Here is a 21,034-nt window from a genome sequence, read left to right on the forward strand (position 1 = left end):
AAAACCAGCTTCATGAAATACGCAATGCTCGCGGGAATATTGTTTGCCGCGGCCGCCTGCCAGCAACCCGCTCCAAAACAGGCCCCGGAAACCGCCACAGTGAAAGACCTGCACACCCTTTCCAATGCAGACAGCATCCAGGTGCGCAACCTGGACCTCAATATCGACATAGACTTTGACCATAAACAGATCAGCGGCGTTGCAGCCTGGCATGTGTCTAACCCCGGCGGGATAGACGTGCTGAGGCTGGATACTTACGGCCTCACGATAGACAGTGTGGCGGTGAACGGCGCAAAAGTGCGGCATACCCTCGATGCGGCCGTGCCCATCCTTGGCAGCCGGCTGAATATACCCGTAAACGGGCAGGCGGACCTTGTGCAGATCTGGTACAAAACTTCCCCTGACGCCACCGCGCTGCAATGGCTGGAACCTTCGCAGACCATGGGCAAAAAACAGCCTTTCCTGTATACACAATCCGAATCCATTTACGCACGCACCTGGATCCCCTGTCCTGACGGGCCGGGCATCCGTTTCCCCTACACCGCTAAAGTGAAAGTGCCTAAAGGGCTGATGGCGCTGATGAGCGCGGAGAACGTGCAGCAGCGCAATGACAGCGGCGTGTACACTTTTTCCATGCAGCAACCTGTGCCGGCTTACCTGATGGCGCTGGCCGTCGGGGATATTGCGTTCAAAGCGGTGGACAGCATTACCGGCGTGTACGCCGAACCGGCCATGCTGGACAAAGCGGCCTGGGAACTGGCGGATATGGGCAAGATGGTAACCACGGCAGGGCAACTCTACGGGCCTTACCGCTGGGGCCGTTACGACGTGCTGGTGCTGCCTCCCGGCTTCCCGCTGGGCGGCATGGAAAACCCGCGGCTTACTTTCGCCACGCCTACCATCATTGCCGGCGACCGCTCCCTTGTATCCCTTATTGCACATGAGCTGGCGCACAGCTGGAGCGGCAACCTGGTGACGAACGCCACGTGGGAAGACTTCTGGCTCAACGAAGGCTTCACCGTTTATTTCGAAAGGCGCATCATGGAAGCCATGCAGGGCGAAGATTATGCTGATATGCTCTGGGAGCTTGGTTTCCAGGACCTGCAAGGCACTGTGGACGAGCTGGGCAAAGACAGTAAAGACACCTGGCTCAAACTGGACCTCCGCAACCGCAACCCGGATGACGGCCTTACCGATATCGCCTACGAAAAAGGCGCGCACTTTCTCCGCCTGATCGAAAAGACCGCCGGGCGCGCGCAGCTGGACACTTTCCTCCGCACCTATTTCGACAGCCATGCCTTTAAGACCATGAACACCGCGCAGTTCCTGCAATACCTGGATGAAAACCTCATTAAAGGAGATACTGCCATGGCTGCGAAGATCCGGATCAAAGACTGGGTGTATGGCCCGGGTATCCCGGGTAATTGCCCGCGCGCGCCGCAAAAGCTGTTCACCAAAGTGAGCGAAGAAGTGAAGCGTTTCCAGGGCGGTACTGCCGCGAAAGAATTGCAAACCGCCGGCTGGAGCTCGCATGAGTGGTTATATTTCCTGCGCGGGCTTACCGGCGTCAGCAAAGAAAAAATGAAGGAGCTGGATGCGGTATTCCATTTCACCCAAACCGGCAACAGCGAAATGGCGGACCAGTGGTTCGTAATGGCTGTGGCCGCGGATTATGGGCCGGCTTACCCTGCGATGGAGAAATTCCTCAGCGAAGTGGGCCGCCGCAAATTCCTCACGCCCCTGTACACGGAAATGATGAAAACGCCTAAAGGCAAAGAAATGGCGCTTCGCATTTATGGAAGATACAAACAGAACTATCACCCGCTGGCACAGGAAACGTTGAATAAGCTGGTGAAATAAATAAGATCGTCATTGCGCAATGACGGCCTCCCTCCAGCGATAGGCTTTTGCCTAATTCCTGAAGCCCGCGATCAGGTTGACGGTAAGCGCTACGGCAAAGGTATTCAGGAAAAATGATAACAACCCGTGCACCAGCGCCACCCGCCTGATCTTCCGCGATACTACCTGCACGTCAGACACCTGGAAGGTCATGCCGATGACGAATGCGAAGTAAGCAAAATCCAGGTAATCCGGTTGTTTGGTGTGAGGAAAACTCAGTCCGCCGGCATGTTTGGTGATGTCGGTCTCATCATCGTCGTAATAAAGATTGGCATAATGGATGGAGAGCGTGGTATGTATGAGCCACCATGAAATAAGTATGCCCCCGATGGCTACGGGCAGGTAAACTGCCATGGCCGTGCCTCCCGCGTCTTTCGACAATATCAGCAGCAGCACGATGACCATGCTGGCCAGGGAGGCAAGGAGGATAAAACTGTATACGAAGGTACGCCCGCCATCGTCTACCCGGGCCAGCTTGCGTATCTCCCCGATGGAGCGGGTGAAGAATATGCTCCAGGTAATGAGGATGTAGGTAAGGCCGAAAGCTTCCCAGAGCAGCATGTACAGCACCAGGTCGTTCAGCTGCGCGTTGCGCACCAGCAGGTAAACGATACCGGCTGCCAGCGCGCCTGCCAGCACTTTATGGAAAGGATGCAGTTGTAGCAGCAGGCGCGAAAATTTGTTGTTGGATTCATGCAGGGGCATTAATAAAGTTACACAAAAAAAGCGTGTACCCGTTTGGTACACGCTTCAGTTTTTTCCCGCGGGCGGAAGAAGAGGATTATGCTTTTTGCAGTTTTTTCATCACGATGGCTTCGCCCCAGCTGTTGGTCCTGAGCACGGTCCATTCCGTTGCGCTTTCAAGGGTGATAGCGTAGTAAGTATTTCCATCCACTACGTATTCCACTACGTTGTGTATCTTCTGGTCAGGGTACTTGCGGATGAGCGTGGAGATCACTTCCACCGGCAGCTCCGAATCGGAAATGATGCGTGAAGTGGCAATGAGGGTACCGTCTTTATCGAAGTGAGCGGTCACTTTGCGGGCTTTGAGCGTGAACTTGGCCATGTAGTTATTGTCCGTTTCGTACCAGCGTACGTCGGTGGCGCCTGCAAACACGCGGTCGAAAGCGAGCTGCATTTTACGGTTGTCGATGTCGCGGCCGAAAGAAGCGGCGGCGGAAAGAACGATGGCGGCGAGGAGGATGAGCTTTTTCATGATTATAATGTTTTTTAGGATTTGAAATGTTGTTTTGTGTTCGTGTTGTTTGATGATGTAAAATTAGTTCCGTGAAAGGCAGGCGGCAAGCGAATAGGTATTAATGGAGGGGCTGAACGGCCATTGTCCGGAATTGGGATTTATGCGGACACCGGCGTCTGTGGCGGGTTTGAAGGCAGTGCTGCATACATAGCCCCCGGGGGGCCGTATAACCGGCACAGTGACGACCGGTTCCGTAAAAACGGTGATTTTCAAAAGCGGACACTTTATCCCAAAAGCGGACGATTTTTGGTATTTTTAAGCCCTTGAACCAATATAAAAACACAGGCGAGGCTGTTTTCCGTGGGAATGTCCGAGAATCTAAATAACGAGATGGAGCTGCTGCAAAAAGTGGCCCGGGGAGACCAGGAGGCTTTCAGGGTTATTTTCGGCCGGCATTACAGGGCACTTTGTTTTTTCGCCGCATCCGTCGTTACAGACCGGCAGGAGGCCGAAGACATTGTGCAGGAGGTGTTTTCCCGCTTCTGGGACAAACGCGCGGATTTTTCCACTGCATCCGCTGTGAAAGCGTTTTTATATATCTCCACAAAAAACGCCTGCCTCAATCATCTTAAATCGAGGGAGCGCCGCAGCGAGCGGGAGAAGGCCTTTTCTTACCTCCACGAAAGCAGTGACCCTGGCGCTTTTGATCCTATCCTGGCTGAAACGGAGATCATCCGTGAGCTGTACCGCGAGATAGAGAACCTGCCCGCGCAATGCCGCCGGGTATTTACCATGAGTTACCTGGAAGGGCGGAAGAACGAGGAAATTGCCCTGGCAATGGGCGTTTCCTACAACACGGTGCGCACCCAGAAGCTGCGCGCGCTGAAACTGATCAGGAGCGCGTTGTTGAAGAAGAACCTGTTGCCCGCGCTCATGGCTTACCTGGCCTTCCTGAAAGGGATAAATTAAATATTTCCCTCATTTACGCGATCTTTTTAAAAAATCCCCAAAAAAGTTCCTCATTTCTTTCATCGAAACGAAGAGATCGTTGTTTCTATACTAAAACCGCTAAAAATTGGAACCAGATCAACCGTTAATGCAAAGGGCTGCTTACCTGGTGCTTGGCTTCCTGCGAGGGGAGCTGAGCGCCCGTGAGCAGGAAGAGCTGGATGGCTGGCTGGCGGCTGCGCCGCAGAACAGGGCATTTTTTGAATCGCTGACGGGGGACGAAGCGTTGCAACAGAAGCTGGCCGCTTACGGTAGTGCCGACGAAGATCAAGGCTGGCGCCGTTTTGCCGCCAAGCACTTCCCGGGGGAAATACCGCAGGTCGTGCCGGTGGACATAATGGCCCGGGAGAAAAACCGCTTCGCGGCCCGCAACCGCTGGTGGATGGCCGCCGCAGCCATTGCCGTGCTGGCCCTCGGCGCCTGGATGTTCCTCTCCCGGAAGCAGGAACCCGTGGCCATCGTGCAACAGCAGGCCGGCGACGCCCTGCCCGGCACCAGCAAAGCCTTGCTGATGCTGGCAGACGGCACCACCGTTCCGCTGGACAGCGGGGGCAACCAGCTGATCGCCCAGCAGGGGGCGGCCATCAGGCAAACCGGCGGGTTGCTGGAATACCAGCCGCAGGAAGCCGGCTCGCAACCCGTGTATAATATTTTGAAAACCCCGCGTGGCGGGCAGTTCCGTATTGTGCTGCCGGACGGCAGCGCCGTATGGCTCAATGCGGAATCGTCCCTGCGTTTTCCCGTGGCTTTTACCGGTACGGAAAGAAAAGTGGAAATGACGGGCGAGGCCTACTTTGAAGTAAGACCCGACGCCACGAAGCCTTTCCGGGTGCAGGTTACGCCGCAAACGGAAGTGACGGTGCTGGGCACTCATTTTAATATCAATGCCTATGCGAACGAGCCCGGCATCAGCACTACGCTACTGGAAGGCGCCGTGCAGGTAACGGCCGGCAACGGCTCGCGCAGGCTCAGCCCCGGCCAGCAGGCGCGGGTGAACAGTTCCGGGCAGATCACCGTAGTGCACAACGTAGATACGGAAGAAGCCACGGGATGGAAGAACGATATCTTCTATTTCCGCGATGCGGATATTCAATCCGTAATGCGCCAGCTGGAACGCTGGTATGATGTGGAAGTGGAATACCGCGGCCAGGTGCCTTCGCGCCGCTTCCAGGGTGAAATTCAACGGAACCTGAAGCTCTCCGATGTGCTGGAAGGCTTACGCAGCACGGGTGTCGGCTTTAGAATAGAAGGAAAGAAAATTATCGTAATGCCTTAAAAACAGGAACCGGAGGCGCTTGGACCCGCCCCCGGTGATTGTCAGGAAATATAGCAACCAACTAGTTATTACTATTATCCAAACAATGCAAATCTATGCAATTGAATGATCATGCAAAGGCCCATTCCTTACCTGGGCTTTTTTCAACCAAACTAAGACGCACTATGAGATTAACAGTCGTTCTCATTATTGTGGCCAGCCTGAAAGTATCAGCGGGCACTTATGCCCAGAGCGTATCCCTGTCTCTACGGAATGCTTCCCTGGAAGAAGTGTTCACCGCCGTTAAAAAACAGACCGGCTACCTGTTCTTTTACGACCGCGACCTGCTGCGCAGCACCCGCAAAGTGACCATTACCGCGAAGGACCAGCCGCTGGGCACTTTCCTGGCGGCCGTGTTCAAAGAGCAGCCGCTGGATTATAACATCAAAGACAAAACTATTTTTATCAGCCCCAAACCGCTTGCTCCCGCTTCTCCTTCCGCCACAGGTGTATTGCAGGAAATAAAAGGTACCGTAACGGGGGAAGACGGCCTTGCCCTGATAGGCGTCAGCATTAAGGTCAAAGGCGCTTCCACCGGCACGGTCACCGATGTGAACGGGGCCTTCTCCATCAACGCAGCGCCGGGAAGCGTGCTGGTCGTGTCTTTCATCGGTTATGAAAGCCGGGAGGTAACCGTGCAGCCCGGCAGTACCCTTGCCATCAGGCTGAAGCAGGCTGTGAGTTCGCTGGACGAAACGGTGGTGATCGGCTATGGCTCTGCTGTGCGGAGAAATCTCACCAGCAGTGTATCGTCCGTGAAAAGCAAAGAGATTGCCAACAGCCCGGTGGTAGACCCGCTGGCCGCCATGCAGGGCCGCCTTGCCGGGGTGTTTATTTCTTCCACCAACGGCCTGCCCGGCGCAAGGTTCAATGTAACGCTGCGGGGGCAGAATTCGCTGTTCCAGGCGAACCAGCCGCTGTACGTGGTGGATGGTGTGCCTTATTTCAATGAATCGCTGAATAGCGGCACTTTTCAGAGCGCTAACGGCGATCTCAGCCCGCTTTCCAGCATCAATCCTTCGGACATCGAAAGGATAGACGTGCTGAAAGATGCGGATGCGACCGCTATTTACGGTTCACGTGCGGGTAACGGCGTGATACTGATCACTACTAAAAAGGGGAAGTCCGGCAAAGCGAAAGTCAATTTCAACGTATACAGCGGCGCGAGTAAAGTGGTAAACATGGTGCCCATGCTGAACCTGGACGAATATATCGCATTGCGTAAAGAAGCCTATGCCAACGACAACAAAACCTATGACCCGGATGTAGCGCCGGACCTTACAACCTGGGACCAGCAAAAAGGAACCGATTGGCAGGAAGAACTGGTAGGTGGAACTGCCAATATCACCGAAGCGCAAGGTTCCGTTTCAGGCGGTACCGAACAAACGCGTTTTATGTTCAGCGGCACTTACACGCGCCAAACTACTGTAATGCCTAACGATCCGGCCTACCTGCGCGGGGCGTCACACATTAATATCGATCATAACAGCGCGGATGGGAAGTTTAACATCAGCGCATCCGTCAACTATTCCAGCATCAAAGACCGCTCTGTTGCCAGTGACCTCACCTATTTTTATAACATGGCACCCAATTACCCGGTGTACAACAGCGACGGGAGTTTCTTTTGGTTCGGCAACCTTCAGAACCCATTCTCTTACCTCAAAAGGAAATCCACTACCCGTACCAATAACCTGATCGCCAACAGCGTGATCCGATATACCGTACTGCCGGGCCTTAATGCCAAAGTGAACCTTGGTTATACTACTACCAATATGGATCAGGTGCAGGTATATCCCAACGTCGTATTTAATCCGCTTAATACCACCGGTAGCAAGACCTATTTCGGCAATGCAGACGCCAATTCCTATCTCGTGGAGCCGCAGCTGGAATATAACCGCAAAGTAGCTAAAGGCGACCTGCAAGTGCTGGCTGGCACTACCTGGCAGCAGAACATCCGCGAATCGAACCGCGTGAACGCGGAAAACTTCTCCAGTGATGCGCTGCTCGAAAGCATGGAAGCAGCTGGGAAATTGACCAGCAATACGCAGTATAGCCTTTACCGTTATAATTCTGTTTTCGGTCGCATTACCTATAACTGGGATGAGCGGTATGTGCTCAACGGCAGCTTCCGCCGCGACGGTTCCACCCGCTTCGGGCCTGACAACCGTTTCGGCAATTTCGGGGCCATAGGTGCGGCATGGATATTTTCCAACGAGTCTTTAATGAAGAACAATGCCTGGCTGAGCTTCGGCAAGCTGCGCGGCAGCTGGGGAACCGTAGGAGCTGATGATATCGGCAGCAACGACTACCTGGACACCTGGAATCCTGCGGGCTTCTCTTATGATGGAATTGCAGGCCTGGTACCAACACGGCTGGCGAACGATGAATTCAGATGGGAAGAGTCCAGGAAGTCGGAAGTGGCACTGGAACTGGGCTTCCTGCAAGACCGCATCCTGTTCAATACCAATTATTATTACAACATCACCGGCAACCAGCTGGTAGACTTTATGCTCACGCCGCAGGTTGGCTTTAGCGGGCTGCGCGCCAACTTTGACGCGCTGGTGCAGAACAGTGGCTGGGAGTTTGAATTGAACACCGTGAATGTAAGGAAGAAAGACTTTACCTGGAATTCTTCCTTCAACCTGACCGTCAACAAAAACAAGCTCAAAAAGTATGAAGGGATCGAAAACTCCGCGTATAAGGACCAGTATATGGTAGGCAAATCGCTCACCATCGTGAAAGGATATGATTTCATTCGCGTAAATCCCGATAATGGTGAAGCGGAATTCAGAGACCTGAACGGGGACAATACTGTTTCAGAGAACACGGATTACGTGATCCTCGGGCAGCGTATGCCGAAATATTACGGCGGCCTGCAAAACTCCCTGCGGTATAAAAACCTGGAGCTGGATTTCTTGTTCCAGTTTGTGAACCAGGAAGGTCCGGGTCTGAACTACGGTTATGAATCGCAGGTGTACGGGGTGATGTATAACAAAGACCGCAGTGCGCTGAGCCGCTGGCGCCAGAAGGGGGATATAACTGACTATCCCAGGGCTACCACTGTAGCAGCGAATGTAAAATATGACCTGTATCGGGTTTCCACTGCCGTATGGGGGGATGCGTCTTATGTCCGGTTAAAGAATGTTTCCCTTCGTTATGACCTGAGCCAGTATGCGCACTCGCTGAAAATGAGCCGCCTGGTCGTATATGCCAATGCGCAGAACCTGCTCACATTTACAAATTATGACGGTATCGATCCTGAAACGCAGGGCTTTAGAATGCCACCGGTGAAGAACATTACGGTAGGTATCCAGCTCACTTTTTAACGGACCTTAAACATTCAATGATGAAAAACATACAACTCTTAATAATAAGCGCGGCCGCTTTCTTCGCATCATGCAGCAAGTATGTGGATACGCCTGTGCCCAAAACGGAATTGGCGTCGCAGCTGGTGTTCACGGACGATAAAACCTCAACGGCAGCCGTGGTAGGTCTTTATGTGGATATGAACGGATTTAACTACCAATTCGCAAACTCGCTGATGAACTACCTGTCTGCGATGCACGCAGATGATCTGTATTATTTCTCCACCTTCGAGAATTATGATGTATTCCGCCAGGTGCGATTACTTCCTGCCAGCAATTATGTAAATGCCTACTGGGCATCCGTATACTCCTACATCTATCACACCAACGCCTGCATAGAAGGCATTACCGCCGCGCAGAACCTCACGCCTGCTGTGAAGAGACAGCTGCTGGGCGAATCGTACTTCATGCGGGCGTTCTTTTATTTCTATCTCATAAACATTTACGGCGATGTTCCCCTGGTTATTTCGACAGACTATCGTGAGAACAGTCTCAAGGGCCGCGAAGCCACAGCTAAAGTGTATGCCCAGGTGATCAGCGACCTCAGTGAAGCCAAAGAGAAGCTGACGGACAACTACCAGACCACGAACCGCGTACGTCCTAACAAAGCCGCCGCCACTGCGTTGCTGGCAAGAGCTTATCTCTACAATAAGGAATGGGCCCGTGCTGAAGCCGAAGCTGCCGAAGTGTTGACCAACAGCCGTTACAGCCTGTTGCAGGACCTCAATACCGTATTCCTCGCCAATAGCCGTGAAGCCATCTGGCAGCTGCAGCCGGTGAACATTGCCGGGGGCCGCAATACATGGGAAGGTTTTACGGTAGTGCCGTTCTCCAATACTTCTACAGTTGTCTTCCGGCTGGATACCACCAATCTCATCGCAAAGTTCGAAACCGGCGATGCAAGGCTTGAGAACTGGACATCCAACCGCGTATTATCCACGGGCGCTCGTATTTATTGGCCCATGAAATACAAAGTGCGCACCAGCACCGCCGCTGCGCCAACCGAATACTCCATGGTCATGCGCCTGGCCGAACAATTCCTCATCCGCGCGGAAGCCCGCATCCAGCAAGGTAAGCTGGACGATGGCCGCTCAGACCTTGACTCCATCCGCCTGCGCGCGAAACTGCCTGTGCTGCCCGCGAATCTCGACAAAGCAGCACTGCTGCTGGCCGTGGAAAAAGAACGCCAGCTGGAACTGTTCACCGAATGGGGCCACCGCTGGTTCGACCTGAAGCGCACCCAGCGCTCCGCCGCCGTGCTCGGCCCCATCAAAGGCGCCAACTGGCAGGCTACGGATACCTTGTATCCCATTCCTTCAGACGCCATCAGAACCAATATAAACCTGACACAGAATGAGGGCTATAAATAAAATAATAACCCTGCTGCTGCTCCCCGTATTCGCGGGAGCGCAGCAGCGGGTGACCATCCGTCCCGAAATGCCGGAACGCGGGCAAACAGTCACCGTTACCTTCGACCCCGCTGTACCCGGTTCGCCCATTCCCGCGGATGCGGCTTCGGTGACCCTCAACTTCACGTACTCTAATTTTTACGACCTGCCCTGGAAAATAAAAATGGAGAAAAAAGAAGGGAAATGGACCGCATCATTCAAACTCGCGAAATTCGCCGCCTTTGCCACTTTCACGCTGGTGAGCGGTGATGTGGCAGATAAGCCTGCGCCGAACAGGCATTACGAAGTGCCGGTGTTCGAAAACGGGAAGCCCGTGGAGAATGGAAACCTGTACAAAGGCTATAGCCTGAGTGCGCAGCTCGGTAAAAGTCCCAGGCTGGCAGCTGCCCAGGCCGCGCATTATGAAAAGGAATTGACGCTGTACCCGGGCAACTACGAGGCGCAGGTGCGCCTGCTGCACTATAAAATGAGTATCAGCAAAGGGAAAGGGCGTGAGAAATATTACGCGCAGGCTCATAAAATAATTGCGGACCGCTTTGATGCCGCTCCCACGGTGATGGGCAACCTGAACAAGGTGACCATGGCTTACCTGATACTCGGCGAACGCAGCCGCGTGGATTCCATCTACAAAGTAGTGCGGGAACGATACCCTGAAACTGAGATCGGGCGCGACCTCCGGGCCAGCGCCATCAGCAGGGAGCCGGACACGGCGCGCCGCATCACCTTATTAGAAGCTACGTTGAAAGCGGAAACGCCGGCCAATACCCGCGAGTTCTCTCCCATGCACGAGCAGCTGTTCGACCTGTACGCCGCGAAGAAAAACGAAACGAAAGTGCGCTACCATGCTGGAAAAATAGTATTAGACACTGCCAGCCCCTACCTGCCCAACACTTATAAAAGTATGGCGCAAACCCTGCTGGACCATAACGTAGCACCAGATCTTGCCCGCAACTACGCAGAAAAAGCGCTGGCCATGGCAGACCGGTTTCCCGCCGGCATTATCCGCCATTTTCCCGAGACCGGGCACATCTATCCCGCTGTGGATGACAGCACCCGCCGCGCCGTTACCGCCCGCGCAAAGGCCAATATGCTGTCTATCCTCGCACTGCTGGATATGAAAGCAGGTAGTAACGGAAACGCAACCACGAAAATGAAGGAAGCGCTGGAAATTTCTATCGATAAAGAAACATTGGATAATGCCGCACTGTTTTACAAACAAACCGGCATGCGGGACGAGCTGGCCGCATTGAATGCGCTCCGTGAAAAAGAACTGGCAGCGAAGATCGCGGCGCAAAAGATAGACCGGCCCGCGCCTTCCCTCGCTGCTTTCGTGGATATGAAAGGCAAGCCCGTGGAAACGGAAGCATTGAAGAACAAAGTGATCCTGGTCGATTTCTGGGCTACCTGGTGCATACCCTGCATGGAGGAAATGCCTTACGTGCAGCGGCTTTATGACCAGTACAAGAATAATCCCGACGTGGTGTTCATGATAGTGAACAGTGGCGCGCGCAATACCCTGGCGGATGCGCAGGGCTGGAAAGGGCATAAACAATATTCTTTCCCCGTGTATTACAACACGGATCCGGAAATGGGAGAGAAGTTCCGGTTCAATATCATCCCGGCCACTTACATCATCGACAGAAAAGGAAATATCCGCTTCGGCAACATCGGCTTCGAAGGGCCTGAAGTGGAAACAAAACTCAAGCTGCAGCTGGAGCAGGTTTTAAGAAATTAGTGGATGCCATTTGCAGAGAAAGAAAGGGCGCCTGTCATTGCTGGAAAAGCCCGTCATTGCGAGGAGCGATGGGGTTTTGTGCGAGAGCCGCGACGAAGCAATCTCCTCCATGTATTGAAGTACATCCACCCAACGCAGGAGATTGCTTCGTCGCTCCCCCGCCCTGGCTCTGCGGCTTCTCGCAATGACTTGCCTTTCCGGCTTCGTCAACCTTCCCCTTTTCGGCTTAGCAGTTCCTGGCGATAATTGGCTTTGCGCATTTATTCGCTGCGCAAACTCTTAACCGGGTTGGCCACGGCGGCCTTCAGCGTTTGCAGCACGATCAGCAGCATAGATGCAATGCCAAGAATCAGTATGGTAAGGATAAACGGATGTGCCGTAATATCCACGCGGTAGGTATAATTCCCCAGCCACTTTTGCATGATCAGGAAAGCCACGGGGATAGCGGTTACCGCGCCAATCAGGATCATCCAGAAAAAATCCTTCATGAACAGTGCGGCGATCCCTCCGGCGGAAGCTCCCAGCACCTTGCGTATGCCGATCTCCTTGGTGCGCTTCTGCACGCTCAGCGAAACAAGCCCCAGTATGCCCAGCAGCACAATTACCAGCGACAGCCCCGTTGCAATGTAAGTGCCGCTTTTTAGCTGCATTTCCACGGAATAGAGCCGCTTCAGGCGGTCGTCAATAAAAGTATATTCGAATGGCGCGCCGGGCATCAGTGCCGCCCATTTTTTGCGCACAGCTTCAATCCTGGCGGAAGGAGAGCCGGGCTTCAGTTTAAAGGACATGTACCGGTACATCACCGCGAGATCGGTGGAAAGGATCATCATCGGCTCTATTTGCTGGTGCATGGTCTTGAAGTGAAAATCTTTGATCACACCCGCAACATGATACACCCGCTGGTCGCCATCCGCCGCACGCAGCGTTTGATTGACCGCATCCTGCGGCGTCCATCCCATGGACTTGGCAAAGGTTTCGTTGATCACCACCCTGGATGAATCTTCCAGCCGCAGGCCCTTCGTAAAATAATCGCCGGCGCTCATATGCAGGTTGTACAACGAAGCGTACCGGAGATCGGTGAAGATCGTCATCGAAGAAATAGCGGAAGCAGAGTCGGTGCCGGATCTGAAGAAAGGGCGGGTGCCGGAGTAGTTGCCGTCCGGTATTTCGTAAGAAAGACTCACCTTTTCAACATCGTTCAGCGTGGCAAACTGGTCGCGGGTGCTGTACATTTTCTGCAGGCCTTCGGGCGACCAGTTACGGGGCAGCTGTGCGGCGATCACGAATTCGCGGTCGTAGCCCAGGTCTTTCTTAAACAAAAAGCCGATCTGCTGGCCGATAATGATGGCGCCGGTCAGTACCACTGCGGCTGTGAAGAACTGGAAAGTGATCAGCGCTTTCCGCATCCAGATATTTTCTTTCACCGTTCCCGGCTTGCCCTTCAGCGAATCCACCGATTGGAGCGAGGAGAGCATGAAAGCCGGGTAAATGCCGGCCAGCAGGCCGGTGAGCAACACAAATAGTATAGGATAAATGATAAAATGAACAGGGAAATCCAGCAGGCCTGGGATGTTTGAGCCCAGCATCGCGGAAAAATAATCGCGCCCCGCCAGGTAGAGCAGGAACGCAAAACAGGTGGCCACCGTAACAGTAATAGTAGATTCCATGAGGAACTGGAGGACCAGTTGTTTCCTGAGGCTGCCCAATACTTTCCTGACGCCGATCTCCTTCATGCGGGAGGAAGATTTGCTGATGGAAAGGTTCACGAAATTGATGATGGCCATGAAGAGAATGAAGAGCGCCGCGGCGGAAAGGGCATACAGCATTTTCCGCACGATGCCGTTGTTCGCGTCCAGGTGGTATTCGCTAAGCGGTACCAGTACCGGTGTGAGGTTGTCAGATACATTGGCCTGGGCGTTTTTCTTCAGCAGGTCCTTCATAGGCTGTGCCAGCGCGCCGGGCGTTACCCCGGGCTGCAGCTCTACATAGGCGATCGTGTATTTGGTGAACCAGTTGTTGATATCGCGGTTGAAGAACGGCATATTGCCGGTGGAAATATAGAATTGGTTGTTGTCGTCGGCTTCCAGGCTGGTAATGGAATTAGCCACCGGGTCTTTCATTACGCCGGTGATAATGAACGCCTGTTTGGCCCCGCTGAAATTGGAAATGTCCAGCGTTTCGCCGAGCACGTGCGTTTTGCCGAAATATTTCTTCGCCTTGCTCTCCGTGATCACAACGCTGTAGGGCCCTGTGAGTGCGGTTTTAGGGTTGCCCTGCACCAGGGTGAAGCCGTACATGTCAAGGAGTGTGCTGTCTCCCAGCTGAAGCCCTTCCCTGAAGGCCTTGTCGCCACGCGCTACAGTGGTGGTCACACCGTCCCAGCGGTAGAAGTTGCGCACAAGGTGCGGGTATTCTTCTTTCATGGCCCGCGCCAGCATGCCGATAGTGGTCATTTCCCCGCCCTGGCTTTCTTCTTTCCAGCGGCTCTGGATGATGTACTGCCGGTCTGCATTCTGCAGGCTTTTGTTCACATTCAGTTCTTTCCACACAAAAGCCGCCACCAGCAAGGCAAACCCGATACCTGCGGAAAGCCCCAGTACATTCACAGCGGCATAGAACCGGCTCTTGCGGAAATTGCGCCAGGCTATTTTGATATAGTTTGAGAACATATGAAAGAATTGGATCGCAGCCAAAACTACGAAAAGGATGCCGGTGTTTATATTGTTGATAATCAATTAGTTTGTTGATACAGATTGTTCGTTCCCGGTCGGCGATTGTCCGCTAGCGGACACTTCGTACATTCGGTAAGTGAAGTACCTCATCCATTTCCTGTATGTTGCCTGGTATTGGGACCTGCCGCTTGCCTTCTTCATCGTGAAGCGGGAGATCGCAGGGGAGCGCCGGTACGGTATAAACACCACCGGCACCGATAACCTGAAAGGGATCATGCCCGCTGAAGACCGCGTGCATATCACCATGTACGAGCCGGTGAATTATTTTTCAGCCGAGTGGCTGATGGACCGGGTGACGGAGGAAGAAAGACAAACCGGTTTCCTGGATGTGGGCTGCGGGAAAGGGCGTGTGCTGGCCATTGCGGCGGCATACGGGTTCAGTTCCGTGACGGGGATAGAAATATCTCCGCGGCTTTGCAAAGCCATCCCGCAGGGCCGTTATACCGTTCATTGTATAGATGCGCGGTATTATGATGTGCCGGATCATATCGGCGTCATCTTCCTTTTTAATCCATTCGACGAAACGGTGATGAAGGCATTTATACAGAAGGTAATGGAAAGCCTTGGAAGGAAGGGCCGCCCGCTGAAAGTGCTGTATGCCAACCCGCGCTGCCGGCAGCTTTGGCTGGATGCGGGTTTTGAAGAGACGGACTCGTTTGTGAAGATGAAATACCTGCAGGGCTCTGTGCTGGAGCGGAAAATATAAATTAGGAAATACCTGCGGGAAGTTCTAACTTGGTAGAGAACAATGAAATTCGCTGCAATAGTCTAATACATTTTTACTTGCCTCCGGGGGAACACAATATTATCTGGGAAAGGTTTAAGAACGGGGATCTGCATGCCCTGGAGGAGATATACAGCGCCCACGTGAAATCCATGATCCGGTATGGCCGCAAGATCACCCACAACCTGGACCTGATACAGGACAGCATACAGGACCTGTTCATTGAGCTGTGGAAGAACCGCCGCAATCTTTCCGGTACCACCCACCCTGAATATTACCTGTTCCGCGCCCTGCGCAACAAGCTCGCCAAAGCCCATTCCCGCCAGTCTTTCATCAGCGAATCGGAGCTGCGCCTCGCGTCAGACAGCCTGCAGGTGGAATACGTGGAGCTGGAAATAATGGCCCGGGAAGTGGAAGCCCAGACCCGCAACACCCTCAAACACCTGCTGGAACAATTGCCCCTCCGCCAGCAGGAAGTGATCCATCTTCGTTTTTACCACAACTTCCCCTACGAGCAGATCGCGGAGCTGATGGGCATGAACTACCAGTCTGTGCTCAACCTCATGCAGCGTGCCCTGAAAGCCCTCCGTAAAGCCTACGCCGCCCGCCAGGACCGGTTCTGAAAAAAAATTTAAAAATTCTTTTGCCGGGGTGAGTATATATTGGGTAGAATCTCCATTACCATATATACGCGATGCATAACGAAGCGCACATACACGCCTTACTGCTGGATAACCGGTTTATAGACTGGGTGGTGAACCCCCAGAGCCCGTATGCCGAATACTGGCTGCAATGGATAGCGGCAGACGGCAGCAATGCCACTGTGGCCGAAGAAGCCCGCCGTTTTATCCTCGAAATGAGGATGGCAGGGCATGACGGCCCGGAAGATGTGCCGGAAGACAAGCTGGACGAGATGCTGGGCAATATCAAAGCAGGCGTTGCGCCGGCTCACCGTTCCAATAAAAAATGGTACTGGATGGCCGCCGCGGTGGTTACCGGCGCCATTGTTGCCGCGGCGCTGTTCCCCTTCTCCACCCCCCAAAGCGGCGCGGGAATTGCCGCTGCGGAAGTGCAGATGACGGATGTGGTGCGTTATAATGGCAATAAAGAAGACGAGCTGCTGTTCCTGCCCGATGGGTCGAAAGTGATCTTGTCCAGGGGCGCGCGCATTTCTTATAATTTATTAATGAATGGCGATAAAAGGGAGATCACCCTTTCGGGCGACGCGTTTTTTGATGTGGCTCCCAACCCCCAGAAGCCTTTTTATATCTATACGCAACATGTGGTGGTAAAGGTGCTGGGCACCAGCTTCAGGGTGAATGCCTCCGGCGGGAAAGAAACCGTGGCGGTGAGCACCGGCAAAGTGTCCGTATACCTGAAAGGGCAGGACCTTGAGCAGTCTGCCGCCCGCATCGTGCTGCCGAAGCAGGTAGTTTCGCTGACGGACGACCTGCAGGCGCTGACTACCCGTGAATGGAGCGGAGAACCCCGTGCCGCGGGCGTATTGCAAAAAACAACCAGCTACGACTTCCAGGAAGCGCCGCTCAGCGGCGTGCTGAAAACGCTGGAAAAAATGTACGCCATCCCCGTAAACTATAATTCCGAAGCATTCGATAGTTGTTATATCACTATATCATTGGGAGACGAGAGCCTGGAAGAAATATTAAAAGTAATCACCAGAACGATCGATGCATCGTACAGCATGAGCAGCTATGGCATAACGATAGAAGGGAAAGGCTGCAGGTAACAGTAAAGAGGAGCAATCAATCACGACATACTACCAAAATTGAGGACAAGGCCGTCTATAACCGGCCAGGGCGCCCTTGTGCCCGAAAGAAGCTATGTTTTATCAACTAAATCGTTCAGCAATGAAGAAAATTTATTCCACTTCGTTTTTTATGAAGGCCGCACTGGTACATTATTTTCTTACACTTGCTATTTCCGTGGTGGCATCTGCCGCTCCTGCAAACGGACAAGGCATCTTAGACAAGAAAATATCCCTTACCGTAGAAAATGAAGCGTTCCGTACCGTACTGGAGAAGATCAGCCGGAAGGCCGGCGTGAAGTTTTCCTATACCCGCAACACCATCCCGGAAAAGGAAAAGGTAAGCCTCCAGGCCAAGGATGAAACGCTGGCGCGCGTGTTCGCCCAGCTGTTCCAGCCTTATGATATTCAATTTGAAGCCATTGGCAGCCAGGTGGTGCTGAAACGCGCCCGCCTGCTGAGCATCCTGCAGGGCGAGCGGCAAATGGCCGCCACGCTCGAAGGCGCTGTTTTCAAAAAAGTGACGGGCGTGGTGAAAGACGCATCCGGCATTGTTATTCCCGGTGTGAGCGTCGTGATCAAAGGCACGCGCAAAGGCGCCAGCACAGACGGCAACGGCCGCTTTGAGCTGGAAGCTGAAGACGGCGATGTGCTGGAGTTTTCCGCCATCGGCTTCAAGACCGTTTCCCTGCATATCACCGCGGCAAACGATTATGCCGTAACCTTGGAGACCGACGAAAAAGCACTCGGCGAAGTAGTGGTGACGGCCATGGGCGTTAAGCGCTCTCCCCGTTCCCTCGGTTATTCCGTGCAGAAAGTGACCGGCGACGACATCAATATCGCGCAGGCGCCGACCATTGCGCAGGGCCTGATGGGGAAAGTGGCCGGCCTCAACATCAGCCAGGCTTCCGGCGGCGTGGAAGGCGGTTCTTCCCGCCTCGTGATCCGCGGTAACACCTCGCTGACAGGCGACAACCGTGCGCTCATTATTGTAGACGGTGTAGCTATCAACAACGACCCCGTGAATAATAACGATAACAACGGCGGCGGCGGCGCGGTAGGCACCCAGCAGGGCGCGGACGTAAGCGGGTATAATGACTGGGGTACCGGCCTCAACTTCATCAACCCTGAAGACATCGAAGATGTGACCGTACTGAAAGGTCCTGCCGCTGCGGCTTTATACGGCGCGCGCGGCGCCAATGGCGTGATACTCGTAACCCGCAAAAAAGGCGAGAAACGCAAAGGCCTGGGCGTGGATTATTCTTTTTCTACGCGGAAAACGCAGGTCTATGAGTTCCTTGACTTCCAGAACTCATACGGCTCCGGCCTTGTAGGTTCTATGTGGACGGCCGACCAGCAGAAACAGTTCCCGGTGAATGCAAACGGCCAGCGCATGCAGATCGGCACTTATACCGGCACCTATGCGGCGGGCGATTATAAGACCGGGGCATACGGTTTTTTGCCTTATGCCAATCCCACCCAGGCATGGAACCTGTTCTCCTTTCCCAGCGGCCTTTCCTGGGGGCCGCGCTTCGATAACCAGCCGATACTATGGTACGATGGTGTGCAAAGACCTTATTCCGCGCAGCCCGATAACTGGAAAGATTATTTCCCTGATGGAAATGTGAACCAGCATAACATTGCAGTGTCCGGCGGCGGCGATTTCGGTACAGTCCGTTTTTCCTACACGAGAGACGACAGCAAGGCGAACATTCTCAACAGCAATTACAAGAACAATACGTTCAACCTCGGTTCCAGCATCAAGATCAGCAAAATATTGTCTGCTGACATAACTGCCAGCTATGTAAATTATACGAGACTGAACACACCGCCCGTAGGTGCCGGTGCTTTCATGGCCGGGTTTTCCTACGCGGCCACGAGAGATTTCCGTTCTGATGTGGAACGGATGAACAATACCAAGGCAAACGGCTCGCAGCGCGATGTGACATCGCGGAGTGAATTCCCGGCGAATACGCCTCCATACCCGTATTATTCCTACATGGCCAACTCCTTCTGGAATATTTATCAAAACAATACCACCTTCAACCGCAACCAGCTGATCGGCGGCCTGAAACTGACGGCTAACGTTACGGACTGGCTTACAATTACCGCACAAGGAAGCGTGGATAATTCTTCTGACGGTACGGAGATCAGGGAATATCCCAAAAATATCCAGGGCACGACAGGCGCATACAAGGAGGCCAACTCCCGCAATCTCAGCCGCAACATGAACGCAATGGCGAGGATATATAAAGACAATCTCTGGGGTAAATTGCTGAATGCAAGCCTTACCGGCGGCGTGGAATCCTATTACAGGAATGATTATACCGTCAGCAACCGCACGAAAGGGGATTTTATCAAACCTTTTATCTTTACGCTGGACAATGGGAAGGAAGCGCCAGACCCTGCGAAGGAGACCCGCTTTACCAAAAAGATCAACTCCGGTTTCGGATTCCTGGACCTATCCTATAAAAATTATTTGTTCCTGCAACTCACCGGCCGCAACGACTGGTCGTCTACCCTTGCCGAAGACAATAATTCCTATTTTTATCCTTCCGCTAACCTGAGCTACGTATTTACCGATGGCATCAGCGCTGTGCGGGACGGATTGCCATGGCTGAGCTTTGGTAAACTGAGCCTTTCTTACGCCGAAACCGGCAGCGACACCGATCCTTATTCCATCTTCAACGTGCTGAACACGGTGAACTTCAACGGCGCAGCGGCACAAACCTATCCTTCCACGCTGAAATTTACCGGCATTGAGCCGCAGAGAAGCCGTCAGTACGAGGTCGGGCTGAGCCTGGGAATGTTCAACAACCGCCTGAACCTGGAAGTGACGGCTTACACCATGAAAACATTCAACCAGATACTGACCAATGCATTGCCCCAGTCTTCAGGCTATACCAGCATCCAGCTGAACAAAGGCTCGCTGAGCAACAAAGGTATTGAGTTCATCATCAATGCCACTCCCGTGAGCACCAAAGATTTCACCTGGAGCGTAGCTGTAAACGGGGCGCATGCGCAAAACAAGGTATTGGCGCTGGATGAAGGCGTGGAAGAGCTTACGCTTGGAAGTTTCTTCGGCGGCAGCGGCGTTTCGCAACGCGTGAAAGTGGGAGAGAACTACGGAACGATCTACGGGAAGGATTACACTTACCTGAACGGCAAACGTGTGGTGAAAAGGGCCATTAATCCTGAGACCAACGAAGAGCTGTATTATGAAGTGAACGGCACCCGCTACGCTGCCGGCACCCAATGGGTACTTACCGGCACCGAAGTGCCCATCGGCAATTCCCAGCCATTCCTCACCGGGGGTATCGCCAATACATTCCGCTACAAATCGCTCAGCCTTTATGTAATGGCAGACGGCAAGTTCGGCGGCGACACGTATTTCGGCACCTACGCCGCGGCAATGGGTAACGGCCTGCTGAACGAGACGCTGAAAGAAAGAGATGGCGGCGGTCTTCCGTACATATACCCTGACGGCACCACTGCCAATACCGGCGTGATATTTGACGGCGTATTCGCGGATGGCAAGCCGAATACAGATGTAGTGCCGTACCATTGGAAATATCTCGGCACCTACACTTCCTGGAACCATATCGGCGTACCGCGCTCCGCATCTGTATTCGAGAACACCTGGATGAAACTGCGCGAAGTGGCGCTTACGTACCAGCTTCCGCAGAACCTGGTACGGAAAACCAAGGTCTTCCAGAACCTGAGCCTGTCGCTGATCGGCCGCGACCTGTTCTACATCTTCACTACTATTCCCAAGGGCCTGAACCCTGAAGGCGTGAATGGTATCGGCAACATGCAGGGTATTGAATACTCTTCCATGCCGCGCATCCGCTCATTTGGCTTCACCGTAAAAGCCGCTCTCTAAA

The 21,034-nt window shown here is 53.5% G+C and carries 13 protein-coding genes; 10 read left to right on the plus strand and 3 right to left on the minus strand.

Translation table 11 applies throughout. From position 1 onward, the window contains the following. The first annotated feature begins 12 nt into the window (after positions 1 to 12). Positions 13 to 1,860 (plus strand): M1 family metallopeptidase, encoded by a 1,848-nt coding sequence (locus R3I13_RS09275; RefSeq protein WP_346317649.1) that lies wholly within the window; start codon positions 13 to 15, stop codon positions 1,858 to 1,860. 51 nt (positions 1,861 to 1,911) lie between these two features. Here R3I13_RS09275 and R3I13_RS09280 read toward each other — a convergent pair whose 3' ends face one another. Then, on the minus strand, positions 1,912 to 2,604 hold the full coding sequence (locus R3I13_RS09280) for a DUF1345 domain-containing protein (protein ID WP_346317650.1): 693 nt from the start codon (positions 2,602 to 2,604) through the stop codon (positions 1,912 to 1,914). 76 nt (positions 2,605 to 2,680) lie between these two features. Next, the gene (locus R3I13_RS09285; RefSeq protein ID WP_346317651.1) at positions 2,681 to 3,115 is read right to left on the minus strand and encodes a hypothetical protein; all 435 of its coding nucleotides are present in this window, start codon (positions 3,113 to 3,115) and stop codon (positions 2,681 to 2,683) included. Positions 3,116 to 3,463: 348 nt separating this feature from the next. On the opposite strand from R3I13_RS09285, the gene R3I13_RS09290 reads away from it, so the two are divergent. The 5 genes from R3I13_RS09290 to R3I13_RS09310 all read left to right on the plus strand — a co-directional run bounded on the left by R3I13_RS09290 (position 3,464) and on the right by R3I13_RS09310 (position 11,929). After that, positions 3,464 to 4,066, plus strand: a complete 603-nt coding sequence (locus R3I13_RS09290) for an RNA polymerase sigma-70 factor (RefSeq protein WP_346317652.1) — start codon at positions 3,464 to 3,466, stop codon at positions 4,064 to 4,066. A gap of 106 nt (positions 4,067 to 4,172) precedes the next feature. Continuing rightward, positions 4,173 to 5,381, plus strand: a complete 1,209-nt coding sequence (locus R3I13_RS09295) for a FecR domain-containing protein (RefSeq protein ID WP_346317653.1) — start codon at positions 4,173 to 4,175, stop codon at positions 5,379 to 5,381. A gap of 164 nt (positions 5,382 to 5,545) precedes the next feature. Beyond that, on the plus strand, positions 5,546 to 8,746 hold the full coding sequence (locus R3I13_RS09300; RefSeq protein WP_346317654.1) for a TonB-dependent receptor: 3,201 nt from the start codon (positions 5,546 to 5,548) through the stop codon (positions 8,744 to 8,746). 20 nt (positions 8,747 to 8,766) lie between these two features. Then, positions 8,767 to 10,155: a RagB/SusD family nutrient uptake outer membrane protein gene (locus R3I13_RS09305; protein ID WP_346317655.1), complete on the plus strand. Its 1,389-nt coding sequence runs from the start codon at positions 8,767 to 8,769 to the stop codon at positions 10,153 to 10,155. Further along, on the plus strand, positions 10,139 to 11,929 hold the full coding sequence (locus tag R3I13_RS09310) for a TlpA disulfide reductase family protein (RefSeq protein WP_346317656.1): 1,791 nt from the start codon (positions 10,139 to 10,141) through the stop codon (positions 11,927 to 11,929). Before R3I13_RS09305 ends, R3I13_RS09310 begins: the two co-directional genes overlap by 17 nt. Positions 11,930 to 12,189: 260 nt before the next feature. On the opposite strand, the gene R3I13_RS09315 is transcribed toward R3I13_RS09310, so the two are convergent. After that, a complete protein-coding gene (locus R3I13_RS09315) occupies positions 12,190 to 14,598 on the minus strand; it encodes an ABC transporter permease (protein ID WP_346317657.1) in 2,409 nt (802 codons plus the stop codon). Between the two features lie 139 nt (positions 14,599 to 14,737). On the opposite strand from R3I13_RS09315, the gene R3I13_RS09320 reads away from it, so the two are divergent. From R3I13_RS09320 to R3I13_RS09335, 4 genes are all read left to right on the plus strand, one after another. Continuing rightward, the gene (locus tag R3I13_RS09320; protein ID WP_346317658.1) at positions 14,738 to 15,367 is read left to right on the plus strand and encodes a class I SAM-dependent methyltransferase; all 630 of its coding nucleotides are present in this window, start codon (positions 14,738 to 14,740) and stop codon (positions 15,365 to 15,367) included. A 77-nt stretch (positions 15,368 to 15,444) separates the two neighbouring features. Continuing rightward, entirely contained in the window at positions 15,445 to 16,008 is a 564-nt protein-coding gene (locus R3I13_RS09325) for a sigma-70 family RNA polymerase sigma factor (RefSeq protein ID WP_346317659.1), read from the plus strand. Between the two features lie 71 nt (positions 16,009 to 16,079). Beyond that, the gene (locus R3I13_RS09330) at positions 16,080 to 17,132 is read left to right on the plus strand and encodes a FecR family protein (protein ID WP_346317660.1); all 1,053 of its coding nucleotides are present in this window, start codon (positions 16,080 to 16,082) and stop codon (positions 17,130 to 17,132) included. A gap of 121 nt (positions 17,133 to 17,253) precedes the next feature. Next, positions 17,254 to 21,033, plus strand: coding sequence for a SusC/RagA family TonB-linked outer membrane protein (locus R3I13_RS09335; RefSeq protein ID WP_346317661.1), 3,780 nt, complete (start codon positions 17,254 to 17,256; stop codon positions 21,031 to 21,033). Position 21,034: the final 1 nt, after the last annotated feature.

This window comes from Chitinophaga sp. YIM B06452, assembly GCF_039655965.1.
GTDB lineage: Bacteria > Bacteroidota > Bacteroidia > Chitinophagales > Chitinophagaceae > Chitinophaga.

What these genes read in the sequence shown, in the direction of transcription:
- R3I13_RS09275 (WP_346317649.1), top strand. Translation starts at nt 13, where the DNA reads ATGAAATACGCAATGCTCGCGGGAATATTGTTTGCCGCGGCCGCCTGC.
- R3I13_RS09280 (WP_346317650.1), bottom strand. Translation starts at nt 2,604, where the DNA reads ATGCCCCTGCATGAATCCAACAACAAATTTTCGCGCCTGCTGCTACAA.
- R3I13_RS09285 (WP_346317651.1), bottom strand. Translation starts at nt 3,115, where the DNA reads ATGAAAAAGCTCATCCTCCTCGCCGCCATCGTTCTTTCCGCCGCCGCT.
- R3I13_RS09290 (WP_346317652.1), top strand. Translation starts at nt 3,464, where the DNA reads ATGTCCGAGAATCTAAATAACGAGATGGAGCTGCTGCAAAAAGTGGCC.
- R3I13_RS09300 (WP_346317654.1), top strand. Translation starts at nt 5,546, where the DNA reads ATGAGATTAACAGTCGTTCTCATTATTGTGGCCAGCCTGAAAGTATCA.
- R3I13_RS09305 (WP_346317655.1), top strand. Translation starts at nt 8,767, where the DNA reads ATGAAAAACATACAACTCTTAATAATAAGCGCGGCCGCTTTCTTCGCA.
- R3I13_RS09310 (WP_346317656.1), top strand. Translation starts at nt 10,139, where the DNA reads ATGAGGGCTATAAATAAAATAATAACCCTGCTGCTGCTCCCCGTATTC.
- R3I13_RS09315 (WP_346317657.1), bottom strand. Translation starts at nt 14,598, where the DNA reads ATGTTCTCAAACTATATCAAAATAGCCTGGCGCAATTTCCGCAAGAGC.
- R3I13_RS09330 (WP_346317660.1), top strand. Translation starts at nt 16,080, where the DNA reads ATGCATAACGAAGCGCACATACACGCCTTACTGCTGGATAACCGGTTT.
- R3I13_RS09335 (WP_346317661.1), top strand. Translation starts at nt 17,254, where the DNA reads ATGAAGAAAATTTATTCCACTTCGTTTTTTATGAAGGCCGCACTGGTA.